The following is a 20,681-nucleotide window of genomic DNA, read 5'->3' as shown; positions in this document are numbered from 1 at the left end:
CTGCTTCTATTTCTTCTAATACTGACGATATTTCTCCTAGCTCTATTCGATATCCTCGTATCTTTACCTGATCGTCTTTTCTACCTATAAATTCTATATTTCCATCTACTTGCCATTTTACTAAATCGCCTGTTCTGTATAAACGTTCGCCTTCTTTAAATGGATTAGAAATAAATTTTTCTGCAGTTAATTCAGGTTGATTTAAATACCCTTGTGCTAATCCATCTCCTCCTATACACAATTCACCTGTTACGCCTTTTGGCACTAATTCTAGATTTTCATCCAAAATATACGTTTGTATATTGTCAATTGGTTTTCCTATTGGAATGACTCCGTTAAGCTCAATTACTTTATGATATGTAGCAACAACAGTACTTTCTGTAGGTCCGTAATTATTATAAATTTCAACATTTTCGAGCAGTTCACTCATTTTTAAAGCTTCTCCTCCAAGTAATAGTTTTACACCTGCTAACGAAGATTGTGTATTACTAATACTTGTATACAATGCTGTTGGTATGTACGCATGTGTTATTTTATGATTATTGATGAAATTGACTATATACTCTATATCTAATCGAACTGATTCTTGTATTGGAAATACACAACCACCAGATAATAGATATGGAAATAATTCCCATACAGAAGCATCAAAACTTATCCCTGAAAATAATAATGCTTTGCTGGTATTAGTTAATTCGTATGTATGCTGATGCCAAGAAGATAGATTGTGTACATTTTTATGAGAAATCATTACTCCTTTTGGAATTCCTGTTGTACCAGAAGTGTAGATTATATAAGCCAATGAATTAGCTGAGATATTAGCTTTGACATTTAATTTTGATTCATTTTTACAAATTTGCAAGCCGTCTAGAATCACCGTTTGTAGCTTTTCATTCATTCCTGAGAATATGGGAATAAGCTCTTTTTGCGTCAATACAGTTGCTGCTGAAATATCTTTTAATATGAATTCAATACGTGCTTTAGGATATGTTGGATCAATTGGCACATAAGTACCACCTGATTTTAAAATTCCTAAAATACCAACAACAAGTTCTGTAGAACGTTCCATACAAATTGGTATTAAAGCTCCTTCAACAAAACCTTTTTTCTGTAAATAATTTGCTATTTGATTCGATTTTTCATCTAAATCTTTGTACGTCATCTCATTGTTCTCAAAAACAACCGCAATAGCATTTGGAGTCATTTTTACTTGTTCTGAAAATAAAGAGACTATTGTTTTCTCTTTTGGATAATTAACTGCTATACCTTTAGAAAGGTTTAAAAGATCTAATTGCTCAGTATCAGTAATCATTTTTAAAGACCCAATGGCGTTTTCAGGATTTTCAACTATCGATTGTAATAGTTGTTGAAAATGCTTTGCCATTCCTGCAATCCTCTCTTCGTTGAATAAGGCTTTTGCATATGTTATAGAACATATAATACCATCATTCATTTCTTCTGCATTAAATGTTAAATCAAATTTAGCAGCCGTAAATTCTTGTGCTAACATTTCTAGCTTGCTTTCGCCTAAATTCATTCCTGTTACCTCTTCATTATTTTGTAATGCGAAAAGTGTTTGAAATAATGGAGTACGACTTTGATCTCTTTCTATTTTTAAGTGATCTACAATTCGCTCAAAAGGAATATCTTGATGTGTATAAGCCTCTAAACAGGTTTCTTTTACTTGTTCTAGTAGTGATAAGAAAGATACGTCACTTTCTAATTCGTCTCGAAGCACTAATGTATTTACGAAAAAGCCAATAAGTCCAGCTATTTCTATTTGTTCTCTATTTGCTATTGGTGTTCCTACACTTATATCTAAATTCCCTGTGTAACGATATAACAATACTTTATAAATACTTAATAAAGTCATAAATAACGTTGCATCATTCGCTTTTGATAGTTCTTGTAATTTTTGCTGTGCTGCTCCATCAATTATGAAGTTAAATGTTCTTCCTTCTATCGATTGAATCGCTGGACGTACATAGTCCGTAGGTAATTCCAATGGTTTTGAACCTTCTAATTTCTCTTTCCAATAGGCCATTTTACTTTTCAGAACTTCTCCTGATAGATATTCGCGTTGCCAAATACTGTAATCGGCATACTGTACTTGAAGTGGTTCTAAAGATGCTATTTCTCCTTTTAGGAGACTTTCATAATGGGATTCTAATTCATTTACAAAGATTGGAATTGACCAACCATCTGATGAAATATGATGCAATACAAAAATTAAAACATGATTAGCTTCATCTTCTTTTAATACTGTAACTCGCAACATATAATCATTGGCTAGATCAAATGCTTTGGTCGTTTCATTCTCTATAAAACTCGCAACATCTATTGGTAGTTCTGGAATGTAATTAACTTCAAAATTATCACTGGTAAGCAAATGCTGATATCCAATTCCTTCGTGTTCTTTGATAACAGTTCGCAATGATTCATGTCGATTCACTAAAGATTTTACAGCTTGTGATAATATAGTTATGTCTAATTCGCCTTTGATTCGCATCACTTCAGGCATATGGTATGCTATACTTCCTTGTAATTTATCTACAAACCATAAACGTTCTTGCGCAAAAGATAATGGAACATATTTTGGTCTCTCAGCTACAACTATTGGTGGCACTTCTATCGATTTTCCTTTTAAAATTGTCATTGCCATCTCTGCAAGAGTTGGTGCATCAAAAACATCTTTTACATTAAAGGCTATTTTGAATTTAGATTGAACATGAGACACCAATCGAATAGCGAGTACTGAGTGACCTCCTAGTTCAAAAAAGTTATCGTGAATTCCAATTTTTTCAATATTTAATAGTTCTTGCCATATGGTTACCAACTGAATTTCTTCTTTCGTTTCTGGTGCCACATAAATCGCCGTTGTATATGCAGAAACTTCAGGATCAGGTAAGTTTTTACGATCTATTTTATCATTAGTAGTTAATGGAAATGATTCTAATTTCACATATACTTTAGGCACCATATATTCTGGCAGTCGTTCATGTAATGTTGCTTTTAGATTGTCAACTTCTACTTCATTTTTTAAAGTTATATAAGCTACTAGTTCTTTGATTCCTGCTTCATTTTCTCTTGCTACAACTGCTGATTGTTGTACATCTTCGAGTTGTTCTAATGCAGCTTCTATTTCTCCTAATTCAATACGATATCCTCTTATTTTTACTTGATGATCTTTTCTACCTATGAATTCTATATTTCCGTCAGCTTTCCATTTTGCTAAATCGCCTGTTTTGTATAAGCGTTCTCCTTCTTTAAATGGATTTGAAATAAATTTTTCTGCAGTTAATTCAGGTTGGTTTAAATAACCTTTTGTCAATCCTGTTCCTGCTATACACAATTCTCCTATTACACCTTTTGGAACTATTTGTTCTTCTTGATCAAGAATATAAACTTGTGTATTTGAGATTGGTTTTCCTATTGGTAATTGTGAACTATATTGAGTGTTTGATGCTACTTTATAAATAGTGGAACATACTGTACATTCCGTTGGTCCATAAGCATTGTAAACATCACTATTTTTTGCACATTCAAGAATTACATCTAAGTTTGGCGCTTCTCCTCCAACTACCAATACTCTTATAAATGTAAGTTTTTGTACATCCAAACTGATCAGATATGATGGTGGAATGTGAGCAATAGTTACATTTTTTTCTTTTAAATAAGACACAAACAATTCTCCATCTTCTATGAGTGATTTGTTAAGCATTACCAAACAAGAACCAGAAATTAAGCTCATAAATATTTCACTAGCTGAAACATCAAAAGAGAAAGAGGTAAACTGTGATACACAATCTTCTTCTGTAATATTGAATCGATTGCTATGATCTGACACCATGTTTGTAAAACTTTCATGTGCTACCATAACTCCTTTTGGATCACCTGTAGAACCTGATGTATATATAATATATGCTAAGTCTGAAAGGGATTTTTCTAGTTTGAGATTGCTTTTACTGGTTTCATTTTCTGAAAAGGTAGCAAATTCTATATCTATAGAAATAATTTTTGTATCAAATTCCAATACATCAAATAAACTATCTGAATTGATAATAAGCACTTTCAAACCTGATTCTTCTACGATGAATTGTTTGCGTGATTCTGGAAATTCAATATCAATTGGCACATATGCCGCTCCTGCCTTTAATATTCCTAAAATAGAGATAATTGCCCATTCGGAACGATTCATCATTACACCTACTAAATCGTTGGCTTTTATATTATATTCCTCTTTTAAATAATGCGCAAATTGATTCGATTTTTCGTTGAGTTCTTTATAGGTCAGTGTTTTGTTTTCGCATATTAAAGCAGTTGCATTTGGAACTCTTTGTACTTGCTCTTCAAATAAATCAATTACAGTTTGTTCTTTTACATAGACAACTTTCGTAGCATTAAATGTTTCCAATAATTGCTGCTTTGCTTCATTATTAACGATTTCTAATGAACTTATGGATTGATTCGCATCTTTTATAATAGAACGAATTAATTGTTCAAAATGTAATGCCATTTGAATAATGGTTTCTTTTTTGAATAAAGCTGTTGCATATTCGAATCCGATGGCTAAACCAAAAGGCGTTTCTTGCGCATTCATTAGAATATCAAACTGCGAACTTGTATGTTCTGTTTGTAACATTTCTAATTGACTTTCGCCTAAATTCATTTCTGAAATTTCCTCATTATTTTGAAACACAAATTCTGTTTGAAATAATGTACTACGACTTTGGTCTCTTTCAATTCCTAAATGGTCTACAATGCGCTCAAATGGAACATCTTGATATGTGTATGAGTTTAAACATGTTTGTTTTACTTGTGCTAATAAATCTGTAAAGGACAGTTCGCTTGTGAATATATCTCTTAATACTACTGTATTTGCGAAAAAACCTATCAGTTTTGAAACTTCTAATTGTTCTCTGTTTGCTATAGGAGTTCCTACGCTAATGTCTAATTGACCTGAATATCTGTATAATAATACTTTATAAATACTTAATAAGGTCATAAATAACGTAGCGTCATTATCCTTAGACAGTTGATTTAAAGCACCTAACAACTCTTTATCTATAGAGAAACGATACATTGATCCTTTCATTGATTGTATTTCAGGACGTGGAAAATCAGTAGGTAATTCTAATGGAGCGGCTCCTTTTAGTTTTTCTAACCAATATGCTAGTTTCATTTCTAAAACTTCACCTGATAAATATTCACGTTGCCAAATACTGTAATCTGCATATTGTACAGGTAGTGGTTCTAAAGGAATTTTTTCTCCATTTAATAAACTCTGATATACTATTTCTAATTCTTTTACTAAAATTGGTAACGACCAACCATCAGAAGCAATATGGTGTACTACTAAAATTAACACATGGTTTGTTGCTGATTCTTTTACAACTACTGTACGCAACATGTAATCATTTGCTAAATCAAATGCTTTAACTATTGTATCGTTAATGAAATTTGCATCTATTTTTTCTTCTGATGATTTAGAGATATAAGAAACTTCATAATCATCTCCTTCCAATACATATTGATAACCAATACCTTCATGTTCTTTAAATACAGTACGTAACGATTCATGACGTTGTATTAATACTTTGATAGCTTCTGAAAATAGTGTGATATTCAATTCTCCATCGATTCTCAATACACCAGACAGGTGAAATTGATTACTCCCTTGAAGTTTGTCTATAAACCACAAACGTTCTTGCGCATATGATAATGGAATATGTGCTGGTCTTTCTCGTACTGTAATTGCTGGAATGTTTGAAACTTTTCCTTCTGTTATCGTTTTTACTAAATTGACTATTGTAGGTGTTGTAAAAATATCACGAACAGTTATCGTAACTCCAAATATCGATTGTACATGCGAAACTAATCGTATCGCAAGTAATGAATGTCCTCCGAGTTTAAAGAAGTTATCGTGAGTTCCTATTTTTTCAATATTCAATAATTCTTGCCATATAGTAACTAGCTTTTCTTCAATTTCATTCGCAGGAGCTATATATGATTCTTGTTGATATACACTAGCATCAAAAGCTGGCAATGCTTTCTTGTCTATTTTACCATTGGTTGTCAATGGAAAGGTGTCTATTGTTATATATAATTTAGGAACCATATATTCTGGCAACTGTGTAGCTAAGGTTTCCCTAATTATTATTGTGTTAATATTTTCTTCTGCTATAATGTAAGCGATCAATTGTTTGTTTCCTTTATCTTCACTTACAACTACTATTGATTGTTTTATTTCTTCAATTTGATCTAATGCTGCCGTGATTTCTCCAAGTTCTATTCGATAACCTCTTAGCTTTATTTGATCATCTTTTCTTCCAATATATTCAATGTTACCATCTGGTAACCATCGTGCAATATCTCCAGTTTTATATAAACGTTCTTCTTCTTTAAATGGACTAGTTATGAATTTCTTTTTTGTTAGTTCTTCTCTATTTACATAACCTTCTGAAACTTGTATACCACCAATTAGTAATTCTCCTGAAACACCTATTGGGCTTAATTCAAAGTTTTCCCCAATAATATAAATACTAGTGTTTGCTACAGGTTTTCCTATTGGAATTCTTACATTATAGTCTTCATTCGTTAGGTTAATTGCCGTAACATCAATTGCGGCTTCTGTTGGTCCATAATAGTTGCGAATTCCTATGTTTGAGAATTTTGCTTTGAAATCTTTTACCATTTGTACAGGCAATACTTCACCACTACATATTATGTTTTGTAATGAACTACATTCTTTTACTTTTACGGCTTCTATAAATATGGCTAGCATAGAAGGTACAAAGTGAATTAGATTCACTTGATGTTTTTCAATTATTTCTTGTAAATAAATTGGGTCTTTATGCCCTTCTGGGCTTGTTATAATTAATTTACAACCACTAATTAACGGCATCAATAATTCCCAAACAGAAACATCAAATACATAAGGTGTTTTCTGAATTAGGACACTTTTTGATGTAATATTTACATCTTCTTGCATCCATAATAATCTGTTTAACAATCCTGAATGTGCATTTTTTACTCCTTTGGGAGTTCCTGTAGTTCCAGATGTATAGATTACATATGCTAATTGTGATGGAAGAATTACATTTTCAATAACTTTTATTGATTGGTCTATTTCTTCTAAGTTATCTAAATAAAGAAGTGGTATTCCTGTATTTTCAAATACTTCGCTTAATGATGAATCCGTAAGAATTATTTTTGCTTCAACATCATCTAATATAAATTTAATTCGTTCTATAGGATTCTTACTATCTATAGGAACATAGGCACTTCCATGCTTTAAAATACCTAAAATTCCAATATGCATTTCCAGTGAACGTTCAATACAAATAGGCACTAAATTATTTTGAGCAACTCCATTAGATTTTAAGTACTGTACTACTTGATTCGATCTCTTGTCTAATTCTTTATAAGTTAACTCTTTACCTTCAAATACAATCGCAATTGCGTTAGGTGTCTTTAAAACTTGTTCTCTAAAATAATCAACAACTGTTTTTTCTTGTGGATATAGCGTAACATTATCATTAAAATTATTCAATAATGTATGTTTTTCTTTTTCGCCAATCATCACCAAAGAACTAATCTCTTTTTCGGTATTTACAATTATAGATTGAACTAATGTTTCAAAATGTTCGGACATTCTGATAATCGTTTCTTCCTTAAATAATGCAGTTGCATATTCTACATCTACAAAAATTCCATCTGAAGTTTCTTTAAAATTAAATGTTAAATCAAATTTTGCGCTTACATGTTCAGTTGCTATAGAAGCTACAGGGCTATCTCCTAAACTAACCTCTGTAATTTCTTCATTGTTATGAAGTACAAATAATGTTTGGAATAGTGGGGTTCTACTCTGATCGCGCTCCAGATTCAAATCATCTACGATTTGCTCAAAAGGAACATCTTGATGCATATAACCTGCTAAACAGGTTTCTTTTACTTGTGATAATAATTTAGAAAAAGAGGATTCTACTACAATCTCATCCCGAAGTACAATTGTATTAGCAAAAAATCCTATCAATCCTGCAATTTCTTCCTGCTCCCTATTTGCTATTGGAGTACCTACACTTATATCTTTTTGTCCTGTGTAACGATATAATAGAACTTTGTAGATACTAAGTAGTGTCATAAATAATGTAGCACCATGATCTTGTGATATCTGGTATAAAGATTCTGCTAACTTTTTATTTAATGCAAAGCTATATAGTTTTCCTTCTGTTGATTGAATTGATGGACGTGCATAATCTATAGGTAATTCTAATGGTAATGCGCCTTCCAGTTTTGAACGCCAATATGCAAGTTTACTTGATAAGGTTTCTCCTGACAAATAGTTTCGTTGCCAAATACTATAGTCTGAATATTGTATTGATAAAGGAGCTAATTCAACATTTTCGCCTACTATAAATGATTGATAGTATGCTCCTAATTCTTTTTCCAATATTGGAATAGACCATCCATCTGATGCAATATGATGTAATACTAGAATTAAAATTTGACTCGAATCAGTATTAGAAATCAATGTCACGCGCAACATATAATCGCTTGATAAATCAAAAGCTCTCAAACTTTCATTCGCAATAAACTCGTCTAAAGTAGTTTCGGCTGGTAACTCTGTTACGTAATTGACTTTAAAACCATTACTATCCATTATAGATTGATACCCAATTCCTTTTTCTTCTTTAAAAATAGTACGCAATGATTCATGTCGGGTAACCAATGCATTCATTGCTTTTGAAAATACTTCTGTATTTAATGGTTCTTCTATTTTTAATACTGCTGGAATATGGTAAGCTACACTACCTTGAAGTTGATCTATAAACCATAAACGTTCTTGTGCATATGATAATGGAATTCTTTTCGGACGTTCTGTTAGAGTAATTGATGGCACTAGCGAAGAAGTACCTTCAGAAATAATCTTTCCTAATTCTTTTATTGTAGGAAAGGTAAATACATCCCTAATACTTATGGATATTCCTAATTCTGTTTGTATTTGAGATACCAAGCGTATCGCCAATAATGAATGACCTCCTAGTTTAAAGAAGTTGTCATCAATTCCTATTTTTTCTATATTTAATAACTCTTCCCAAATCTTTACTAATGAAATCTCTTCTTTGGTACTTGGGATTGTATAATTGCTTTGTATTAAAGAAGAAACATCTACATTTGGTAATGCCTTTCTATCTATTTTTCCGCTTGGAGTCAATGGCATAGCATCTATTTCTATGAATAGTGTAGGTACCATATAAACTGGTAATCGGTCTTCTAAATATTGTTGTAATTTCTCTTCATCATATGTCTCGTTTGTTTCAATATAACCAACTAAACGCTTGTTCAATGATGCATCTTCTCTTACCATTACTACACCTTGTAGAATACCCGGCGCACCTTGCATTACAACTTCTATTTCTCCTAATTCTATTCGATTTCCTCGAATTTTTACTTGAGAATCTTTCCTTCCTATGAATTCGATAGTTCCATCAGGTAACCACTTTGCTAAATCTCCAGTTTTGTATAATTTGGTTCCAGATTCAAAAGGGTTATCAATAAATATGTTCCTTGTTAGGTCTTCTCGTTTTAAATATCCTTGCCCTACACCTACACCTGATGTGCATAATTCTCCAATTACTCCTTTTGGTAATAATTGCATATCTGCATCTACGATATACATTTTCATATTTTGAATCGGCTTTCCTATAGGTACATATCCTTGCCATGTTTCTGATACTTCCGTGAAAATGTAATGAGTAATATCATCTGAACATTCTGTTGGTCCATATACATTACTCATGGCAATGCTTGGATATAACTCAAACCAGCGTTGACAATATACAGGCGGCAAACCTTCTCCGTTCATCATCAACATTGTTAAACTCGGTAGACTTGGTTTTTCTGTTTCTGATTCTAAATGATCTAATAAAATAGAGAAATGTGTTGGAACACTTTCTAAAATCGTAATTTCATGTATTTCTACATTTGCAAGTAATTGTTTTGGGTTCCAAGCATCATCACCAACTAAAACTGTTGTTTTTCCTCCAACAAGTAAAGCAGTCATGTATTGCCAAATACTAACATCAAATACTTGAGTTGCAGTTTGTGCAATATTGGAACTTTCATCAATTGAAAAGTCATTAATTTTTGCATACAAATGGTTCAGCATTCCTTGATGTTCTACCATCGCTCCTTTTGGTGTTCCTGTTGAGCCTGAAGTGAAAATAATGTAACTTAATGTATCTCCTGAAAGTGAGATATTGATATTCTCTTTTGAATATATTTCTTGTTGTGAGTTATTTACATAGAGAATATTTTCATTTTCCGTTAATCCAGAAATACTCTCTTGTAGATCATTTGTAGATACTACGAATTTTTTATCTGTTTGTGCTATAATTTGTTGATTTCGTTCCAAAGGAAAATCTGTACTTAACGGAATAAAACATCCTCCAACTTTCCAAACACCAAGCATACTTATTAAGTAATCAACTCCACGGTTCATATAGAAAACAACTTGATTCCCTTTTTTGACACCTTGATCTTGTAAATAGTATGCTAATTGATTTGCTCTCTCATTAATATCTTGATATGTAAATTGTTCTCCTTCAAAAATAACAGCAATTGAGTTAGGTGTTTTTTCAACCTGTTCTTCAAAGACTGTTACAGCATTTTTTTCTTTGCTATAAACAACCGATTTTTTGTTAAATGTTTCTAGTAATTGTACTTTTTCTTTTCGAGGAATGATTGCATTGCTATTGACTTTAGCCTCAGAATTTTTAAGGTAGTTATTTAAGAAATTATCAAAATAATTAACAATATCTTCTAAACTGTGCCCAGATTTCATTTTTTTAGTCAAACGCGTAGTAAGGGTCAATTCGTTCACTGTTAAACCAACTGTTACATCTAAAAATGTATTTGTTCTTTCAAATTCATTAATTTCAAGTTGTTTCGCTTCTTTTTCGCTTATATGTCTTTCAAACTCTTTGTTTTCTAACAACTCATTAATTACGTGGAAATCAACATAATTAAACATTACATCGAAGAAAGGATTGTTTTCTGAACTTTCATTATGCAACTTTGAAATTTCCAACAATGAAAAACGATCTTTTCCTTTTAGTTCTTGCAATGACGCTTCAATTGCTTTCACATATACTAACCACGAATCATTTCTGACAGTATCCAATTTAAAACGAAAAGGCACTGTATTTAAGAAACAGCCTAATAATTTATCACCATCTTCTGCTATTGGACGTCTGTGCGAAACCATTCCAATAGTTACATCTTTCTCTAAAGAAAATAAACTTAGTGCATATAGATATCCTGCAAAGAATAAATCTTTAGGAGTAATATGATCTTTTTTGCACTTTGCTAAAATTTCTTTAAGAAATTCTGAATCGTATACTTTATTTGTTTCATGATAATAAGATTCGTCTTCAAAAATATCCAGTCGCTTGTAATCTGCTAATGTATTTTTCCAGTACGTGATACTTTGTTCGTTACGAAGCTCCATTAAGTCTGAAATCACACTTTCTTTAATACCTATAGCTAATGGTGCTAACTGATAGTTTTCATCTTTTTCTAATGTTAGATACGTTTGCATCAACTCTGTACGAAGACTTTTATCGGACCAACCATCAATGATGGCATGATGTGTTTGGAATAGAGATACAGAATTCGAGATTCCAACTTCAAATAAATCTAGGCGCCAAAGAGGAGCTTTTGCTACATCAAATGTATTTTCTTCGCGCTCTTTTCGTAAAAATTCATTGATATATTCTTCTTGTTCTTTATTGCTTTTGTCAAGTAAATTGTGTGTATTGATATTTATCTCAATTTCTTTATGAACAATTTGAACTGGTTTTATAAAGTCATATAAATGTAAAGATGTTCGTAAAATTTCATGTTTTTTAACCATCAAAGCCAAAGCTTTTTCCATGATTATGGCGTCTACCTTACCAATTTCTGATAACATTTGATCATGATAAACTCCTAATTCGCCATTCAAACGCATCATTTCACTTGTCAACAACATTCCAATCTGAATATCGCTCATTGGATATACATTTTCAATTGTTTCTTGTTTTGGATAACTGTTACGAACTGATAAAGCTGTAGCTTCTAATTCTTGTTCGATGGTTAAATAGACTGATGTTCGATCTTCTTCATTTTCATTCTTGATCAATTCCACTAAGCTTACAATCCTTGGTGATTGATAGAATTTTGCTATTGAAATATTAGTGTTATAATGTTTATTTATGACACTAATTAGTCTAATGATTTTAATAGAGTCACCACCTAATTCAAAGAAGTTATCATAAATTCCGACACTTTCTATTTCTAATTGCGTTTGCCAAACCTGTGCTAGTCGTTGTTCTATTTCTGTTGTTGGCGCAACATATTCTGTAGTTTGATAATCGGTATCATCTGGAACTGGTAAAGCTTTTTTATTTATTTTTCCATTGCTTGTCAATGGAAATACATCTAAAGTGATAAACAATTTTGGAACCATGTATTCTGGCAATTGTGTTGCCAGTTGTTCTTGAATTATTTTGCTATCAATTGTTTTTTCTACTACGATATATGCAACTAATTGTTTGCTGCCTTTGTCTTCTCTAACAACAACAATGGATTGTTTTACGGCTTCTAACTTATCTAAAGTTGCTGTGATTTCACCTAATTCTATTCGGTAACCTCTTATTTTTACCTGATCATCTTTTCTACCTAAGTATTCATATTCACCATAAGTGTTGATTTTTGCCAAATCACCACTTCGATAATATCTTCTTTCTTCTCCTCCAATGTTGAGTGTTACAAATCGTTCGTTGGTCAATTTCTCTCTGTTCAAATAACCTCTTGCGACTCCCGCTCCTGTTACATATAATTCTCCTTGAACGCCAATTGGGACTAGTTTTTGCAAATCGTCAAGAATTAAACACCCTAACGTTGGAATTGGAACTCCGATGTTACTTTGATTGGATTCTATTTCTTTATTAGTGATTTCTTTGTACGTTACATGCACCGTAGTTTCTGTAATTCCATACATATTAATCATTTTACAATCAACATACGTGTCTTTCCAATTTCTCACAATTTGTGGATGCAACGCTTCTCCTCCAAATATTACATATCTAACTTGTAAGTCTAGCGTATTTTGTAAAACACTTTCTTGCAAAACACTGAATGATGATGGTGTTTGATTCAGGATTGTAACACCTTCATTTACTAACAAGTTTCCAAATAATTCTGGATCTTTTGTATATGATTTTGGCACAATTACTAATTTTCCTCCAAAGAGTATTGCTCCGTACATTTCCCAAACTGAGAAATCAAAGTTGTACGAATGAAACATACTCCAAGCATCATTTTTATTAAAATCGAATAGTGAATTTTCGTTATAAAATAAACGAACTACATTTTCATGTGTAATCAATACTCCTTTTGGAATACCTGTTGTTCCTGAAGTATAGATAACATACAGTAATTGAGTTGGAGTAATTGTATTTTCTGTCGCTTCTAATGGATAGCTTTCTAATATTTCTAATGAAGTATCTAAAGAGATTACATGAATGTTTTCATTGAAAAATTCAGTAAAAGCTTGTTTGGTCACTACAATTTTTGCCTGTAAATCATTTAAAATAAAATCTACACGGTCTTGAGGATAACTTGGATCAATAGGTACATATACACCTCCAGATTTTACAATTCCTAACATTCCGACGATCATGTCTAGTGAACGTTCTACACAAATTGGCACAAAAGTTTCATCTTTTACACCTTTTTCAATCAGATAGTGTGCTAATTGATTAGATCTCTCATCAAGCTCTTTATATGTGATTTTTTGATCTTCATAGACTACCGCAATTGCATTTGGGGATGTTGACACATGTTCTGAAAACAATGAAACCACTGTTTTGTCCTTAGGATACTTTACCGCAGTACTATTCAATTCTTCTAAGAATTGATCTTTTTCCTCATCCATCAACATTTTTAAAGAAGCAATAGAACCATTAGGATTTTGAACAATTGATTTTATTAATTGCTCAAAATGCATTGCCATTCGTGCTATTGTTTCTTTTTTAAATAAAGTCGTCGAATAATCAATTGCAATTGCTAATTGTGTTTCTGATTCTTGTTTTGCACTGAATGTGAGATCAAATTGAGAAGTAACTAGTTCTCTACTAACAACCTCTATCGGACTCTCTCCTAAGCTGATATCTGAAATTTCTCTGTTGTTCTGAAAAGAGAACATTGTTTGAAATAATGGATTGTTACTTTGATCTCTATCTATTTCTAAATGATCTACTATTTTGGCAAAAGGAATTTCCTGATGTGCATATCCTGACAAACATGTTTCTTTTACTTTTTGCAGTAATGACGTAAAGGATTCATCGGTATTTATGATGTCTCTAAAAACGATAGTATTTACAAAGAACCCTATAAGTCCTGCTATTTCTTCTTGTTCTCTGTTCGCAATTGGAACACCAACACTGATATCTATTTGATTGGTGTACTTATACAATAAGACTTTATAGATACTTAGCAATGTCATAAACATTGTAGTTCCATTGTCGTGCGAAAGTTTGTTTAGTGCCGCAGTAATCTTTTCGCTTAATGTTACAAAATGCATAGCTCCAGCGGACGATTGTACTGCTGGGCGCGTAAAATCTAACGGTAATTCTAGTCTAGGTGCATCTTTGAGTTTATTTTCCCAATATCCTAATTTTTCGGCTAATACAGCTCCAGAAAGATATTCGCGTTGCCATATACTATAATCTGCATATTGAATAGGAAGCGGCGGTAGTTGTATGTTTTCTCCTTTTAAGAGGCTTTGATAGCATGTTTCTAATTCTTCAACAAAAATGGGAATTGACCAACCATCAGATGCAATATGATGTAATACTAAAATTAATGTATGAATTGACTCATTTTCCTTTACAACTGTAGCTCTTAACATATAATCATTTTCCAAATCAAAAGGTGTTGCAATAACCTTTTCTATATAATTAGATAATGATATTCCTTCTTTCAGTTCAGTAACATAATCGATTTTAAATCCATCACAAGATATAATTTGCTGATACCCTATTCCTTCATCATCTTTAAAAACAGTACGTAATGACTCATGTCGGTCTACTAATGTTTTTACTGACTTAGATAGAATATCAATATCCAATTCTCCTTTAATGCGCAATATCCCTGGAATATGATATGCAATGCTTCCTTGAAGTTTGTTTATAAACCACAAACGTTCTTGTTCAAATGAAAGCGGGATTTTGATTGTTTTACTTCTATCGTATGGTTTTATTTCGTTTTTGACATATGAACTTTCTCTGTATTGACCAGCTTCACTTTCCAAAAATTGCTTAATACGATCTTTTTCTTCTTTTAGTCGCTTTAAAAAAATATCAGACAACTCTACACCTTCTCTTACTTTCAAACGAACTTTTCCGTCTTCCAAAAAGATGGATATACCCTGTTCTTTAGCTTCTAAAAGTAAGTCTAGAATATCCGATTTTTTGTCTGTTATATTATAAGTCATATATTTTTGAATTTTGTTTGTCTTCTGTTTCCAGTTGTACTAGTTTTATGTATTTTGCTAAGTCTGCGATTGTATTAATGTCGAATAATACCCGCAATGAAATGTCTATTTCGTACTCTTTTTGAATTTCCGAAACGAGTTTGATAACATCAATTGAGTTTCCTCCTATTTCAAAGAAGTTGTCGTGTATACTGATTTTGTGGATTTTTAATACTTTTTTCCACATAGCAGAAAGATTTTCTTCTATTGGATTTCTAGGTGCTACAAATTCAACAGTACTGTTAGCTATGGTTTCTCTTTTTAAAAGATTTTTCTTATCTATTTTTCCGTTAGACGTAATTGGAAATTCATCTAGTTCTACTAAAATAGCTGGAACCATATACGATGGTAATGTTGCACGTAAGAAGCTTAGAACTTCTGTTTTATCATATCCTTTTGCAGGAATTATATATGATAATAAACGTGCTATCCCCGAAGTGTCTTTTTGCGCAAGTGTTATTCCTTTCTTTATTAAATCGGACTTATTTAAAACCGAATCTATTTCACCAAGTTCTATTCGATATCCTCGTATTTTTACTTGATCGTCTTTTCTTCCTAGGTATTCTAATTCGCCATCTGTGTTGATTTTTGCCAAATCACCACTTCGATAATATCGTTTTGCTTCTTCTCCTATTTTGAGTGTAACAAATCGTTCTTTGGTTAGTTCTTCTCGATTTAGATAACCTCTTGCCAATCCTGCTCCACTAACGTATAATTCTCCTTGTACACCTGTTGGAACTAGTTTTTGTGAATCGTCAAGAATCACGCATCCTAACGTTGGTATTGGAACTCCAATGTTACTTTGATTTGATGCTATTTCCTTTTCCGTGATTTCTTTGTAGGTTACGTGAACCGTCGTTTCCGTGATTCCATACATATTGATCATTTTACAATCCGTATATGTTTCTTTCCAGTTTTTTACAATTTGGGGATGCAGTGCTTCTCCTCCAAAGATGACATATCTGACTTGTAAGTCTAGCTTGTTTTGTAAGACGCGTTCTTGTAATACACTAAATGATGATGGTGTTTGATTTAATATTGTAACTCCTTCATTTGATAGTAAGCTTCCAAATAAATCTGGATCTTTTGTGTATGATTTTGGTACAATTACTAGTTTTCCTCCAAAGAGTAAAGCGCCGTACATTTCCCATACTGAGAAGTCAAAGTTGTACGAATGAAACATACTCCACACATCTTTTTCATCAAAATCAAATAATGAGTCTTCATTGTAGAATAAACGCACCACATTTTCATGTGTGATGAGCACTCCTTTTGGCGTTCCTGTGGTTCCGGATGTGTAGATTACATAGAGTAATTGATCACTTTTTATTGTATTTTTTGTTTTGCCTGTTGAATAACTTTCTAGCGTTTCTGATATAGTATCTAGTTCTAATACTTCAATGTTTTCTGAGAAGAATTCCGCGAAAGCGTTTGCTGTGACAACTATTTCTGCCTTGAGATCATTCAAGATGAAATCTACACGTTCTTGCGGATAAATTGGATCTATTGGAACGTATACTCCGCCAGCTTTTACGATTGCCAACATTCCAACAATCATGTGTAATGAACGTTCTACACAAATTGGTACAAACGTTTCTTCTTTTACGCCTTTTTCTCGTAAGTAATGTGCTAATTGATTCGATTGTGCATCAAGTTGCTTGTATGTTAGTTTTTGATCTTCATACACCGCCGCAACTGCATTTGGTGTTTTTACTACTTGTGACTCAAATAGACTTATTATGGTTTCTTTCTGAGGATATTCTACCGAAGTGGTATTGAATACATCCAACAATTCTGTATGCTCATCAATGGTTAGGTACTGTAAATCTGCTACTTTTTCTGCTGTTAAGAAACTTTTTAATAGCGTTTGTAGGTGGTTTTTGATACGATTGACATCTTTTGTCGCAAGCATGGAAGCATTGTAATCTATTTTGAATTTTAATGTATTTGCTAATACCGCTTCAATAGTAATTGGATAGTTTGTTTTTTCTTGTACATCCATTGCAGTCGTTTCCGTACTTTGTGCTTCATCGAGCACTTCATCTACTGGATAGTTTTCAAATACAAATAGACTGTCAAAGAATTCATCCTGTATGTTACTCCACTTTTTTACATCGCTTAATGCACTGTATTGATATTCTCTAGAAGTCGTATGTCCTTTTTGAATTTCCGTTAAAAAGTCTATAACCGATTGTTTATAATCAATTGTTGTGTATAATGGAATGGTATTAATGTATAAACCTATGCGTTTTTCAGTATTTTCAAAATCGGAAGGACGACCTGAAACCGTAACGCCATACACCACTTTTTCTTTGGCTGTATATTGTCCTAGTAAGTATGCCCAAGCGCCTTGCATTAACGTATTTGCTGTGATATGATTTGTTTTGCAATAGTTTTTGAGTTGTGTTGTAAATGATGCATCAAACGATAAATAATCACTTTGAAAATCACCAACTCCTTTGTTTCTATCTTGATTATCGTTAATAAATGGTAATAGCGTTCCTTCTTCTAAATCAGATAAATAGTTTCTCCAATGTGTTTCTTCCTCTTTTTTGTTTTTAGCTTGTATGTATTGAATGTATTCTTGATAGATATCTTCTTTTTTGTGAACAGGAATAACTCCTTGACTGAAACTTTCATAGGTTTCTAAGAGTTCTTTCATCAATATTGGCATAGACCAACCATCTAAGATGATGTGATGATGTGTCCAAACCATTTTATAACTTCCATCATGCAGTTTTAGTAACGTGATTCGCATTAATGGTGGTTGATTGAAGTCAAAGTTTGTTTTTTGATCTTTTTCTATGAATGCTGTTACTTTTTGTTCTATTTCTTCTTCTGGAAGTTGAGAATAATCGATAATTTCGATAGGCATTTCTACCGTATTGTATACTGCTTGAATTGGTGTACTTATGTTTTCATAGAAAAACCCACTTCGTAGAATACTATAGTTTTTCAATACATGATTACACGATTTTTTAAAGTTTTCAACATCCAATCCGCTTGGAAATCCTGTAATGATTTGATTCGTATATGAAATTGAACTATCGTCATATAAGCCATGAAAAAGCATTCCTTCTTGCATTGGGCTTAATTCATATACTGTGCTAATTTCACTTGCTGCATCTCCAGCTTTTGCAAAGAATGCATCCAATTCTTGATAGCTTACTTTTCCTTGTAATTCGTAATCTGATGGTGTTTTTATCGTTTTATTTTCAGCAACACAATGCTCAATAATTGCTTTTAACTTAGTTATATAAGCATTTGCGATGGTTTCAATTGTTTCTGCACTATAGTTTCTCTTAGAGTATCCAAACGATAGTTGTAATTCGCCATCAGCAATGAAACTATTGACATCTAAGCGTGTTTTGTGTGGTGTGTTTTTGTGTAAATTTTCTCCTGGATGTTCGCTAGCTGCACTTAACCAATTATTTGAAGTTAATGCATTGTCTAATTGTCCTAAGTAATTGAATTCGATATCCCAACTAATGTTTGCTAATGATTTTTGCAAAACTTCATCATCGCTCATGTAGCGTAATATTCCATATCCGATTCCTTTTTCGGGAACTTCACGAATCTGTTCTTTCGTTGATTTGATAAGATCACTAACCGAGTTTACTTCTGAAGCATTTAAGACTAATGGATATACATTTGTAAACCAACCGACTGTTCCGCTGATATCAAGTTGATTAAATAGATCTTCACGTCCATGACCTTCTATTCCAATTGTAATCTTGTCTACTAAAAAATGATTTGTAATACTTCCTAACAAAGCACTTAACAGAATGTCGTTCATTTCTGTTGTATAGGTTTGATGTACTTCTTTTAGTAGTATTTGTGTTGTTTTTTCATCAAGTGAGATTCTGTAACTTTCTATATCACTTACTACTGAAGATTCATTTTTGTGATCTATTGGAAGTGGTGTAACGTTAGTAGCAATTGTTTCCCAATAATATTGTTGTGCTGCTATTTGATTACTTTTAGCATAGTTTGCTAATGCTTGACTAAATTGACGATACGAACTTCCTTTTTTACCTAGTTGAATAGGTTTATTGTTAGAGATTTGTTCTAAACTTTCGTTGATGTCGTCTAGTATAATTCGCCAAGAAACTCCATCAATTGTTAAATGATGTGCTACTATGAATAGTCTATTTTTATCTTCTGATGCAGGTGTTTGTATGAATACAAATTTTGCTATTTCTGCCGTTCCTAACGTTAAACTACTTTGATAGCTTTCACATATTTCTGTAATTTTGCTTGAGAGTTTTGCCGTTGTTGTTTCTGAAATATTCTCATGCTGAATTACTCCAACTTTCTTTGTATAGCGTTGTTGCCACGTATTTCCTGTTTTCTCAAACGCTAATCTGAATGTGTCATGTCGTTCAATAAGCGCATTGACAATAGTTTCTAGATCATTATAGGAAACTGTTTTTTCAACATTTAATAGTAGTGATTGATTGTAATGTGTGTTTTCTGGATACGCATCTTCGAAGAATAAACGTTGAATTGGTAACATTTCAAATTCACCTTCCAGTATTCCTTGTTCCGTACTTATTGTATGTGTTGATTCTTTTTGAAGATTGTCTGATAGTTTTCGTATCGTTTGATATTCAAATACATCTTTTGGTGAGAACTTATATCCTTCCCTTTTTGCTCTACTTACTAATTGAATTGTGATGATGGAATCACCTCCTAATTCGAAGAAATTGTCATCTATTCCTATTTTTGGAATGTTGAGTAAGTTTTGCCAAAGTCTTATTAAACCTTCTTCTAGCTCGTTTCGTGCTCCAACATAGTTTTCTTGTAATAGCCCAGAAATATCTGTGTCTGGTAATGCCTTCCTGTCTATTTTTCCACTTGGCGTTAATGGCATTGCTTCCATCTCTACAAAGATTGATGGAATCATATGTGCCGGTAATCTGGCTTCTAAATATTCCTTTAACGATTCTTTACTGTATGATTCGTTTACTTCTATGTAACCTACCAAACGTTTGCCTACATTATCTTCTTCTTTTACTAAAACGGCTCCTTGAACTACTTGTGGTGCTTCTTGCAATACAACTTCTATCTCTCCAAGCTCTATTCGGTTTCCACTAATTTT

2 protein-coding genes (1 of these 2 running past the window's edge) are annotated in these 20,681 nt (G+C 32.4%); both read right to left on the bottom strand.

Translation table 11 applies throughout. The features are described from left to right. Positions 1–15,541, bottom strand: the 5' portion of a protein-coding gene (locus Q0828_RS23885) for a non-ribosomal peptide synthase/polyketide synthase (protein WP_298427787.1). Its footprint begins 9,038 nt before the window's first position; only the first 15,541 of its 24,579 coding nucleotides appear in the window; it begins with the start codon at positions 15,539–15,541; its stop codon lies beyond the left edge, outside the window. Beyond that, positions 15,531–20,681: non-ribosomal peptide synthetase (locus Q0828_RS23880; protein ID WP_298427785.1), on the bottom strand; the 5,151-nt coding region annotated here is incomplete at its 5' end. The genes Q0828_RS23885 and Q0828_RS23880, both read right to left, overlap by 11 nt.

It is taken from the genome of uncultured Kordia sp., assembly GCF_947496985.1.
Classification (GTDB): domain Bacteria; phylum Bacteroidota; class Bacteroidia; order Flavobacteriales; family Flavobacteriaceae; genus Kordia.
Note: the sequence above shows the minus strand (reverse complement) of the source record. Positions and strands in the feature narration are given on the sequence as shown.